This window comes from Paenarthrobacter sp. PAE-2, assembly GCF_026013155.1.
Classification (GTDB): Bacteria; Actinomycetota; Actinomycetes; order Actinomycetales; family Micrococcaceae; genus Arthrobacter; species Arthrobacter ureafaciens.
The window spans coordinates 1-578 of the sequence record NZ_JAPDNV010000105.1; the positions used below are offsets into that span (position 1 = coordinate 1).

Annotated in this window: 1 protein-coding gene; it reads left to right on the forward strand. The window is 62.8% G+C overall.

All coding sequences use genetic code 11. The features are described 5' to 3' along the window. A partial coding sequence (locus OCL88_RS21090; RefSeq protein ID WP_264963842.1) for a Mu transposase C-terminal domain-containing protein occupies nt 1-485 on the forward strand: 485 nt, incomplete at its 5' end. Nucleotides 486-578 lie beyond the last annotated feature (93 nt).

Sequence of the window (578 nt, forward strand, 5' to 3'; positions counted from 1 at the left end):
CGAGGACGGGCTTCGTCATCGATCATGTCCACTATTTCTCCAATGCGCTGAAACCGTGGATCAGCCGGCGCGAAACGCTTGGGCCGTTCCTTGTCCGCCGGGACCCCAGGGACATCAGCAGGATCTGGGTGTTGGAACCAGAAGGGGCTCAGTATGTTGAGGTCCCTTACCGGACGATGGCTAACCCCTCAGTAAGCCTGTGGGAGCACCGGCACGCCCTGGCGCGACTACACGAGCGCGGGGTAGCGCAAGTGGATGAGGCGGCGTTGTTCCGCACGATCGCGCAAATGCGGGAAGTCGCAAATACTGCCTCGAAAACGACCAAGCGCATGCGCCGCGACGCCGAGCGCCGCAATGCGGTGACGACGGCGCATTCGAAGACACCATTCCCATTACTACCGCCGGAAGCCCCTGCTCAGCAGGCACCGGACATGGTGGCGGATGCGGCCCAGGTGCCGCGATTCGATCAGATCGAGCAGTGGTGAGCATGCCTGAGTACGAGGCACCGGAGTTGTCCCACCTTCACCCGAGTGTGCGGGCCGCGGCACGGTTGCCTGCGAACGAGCGGGTTGAATTGA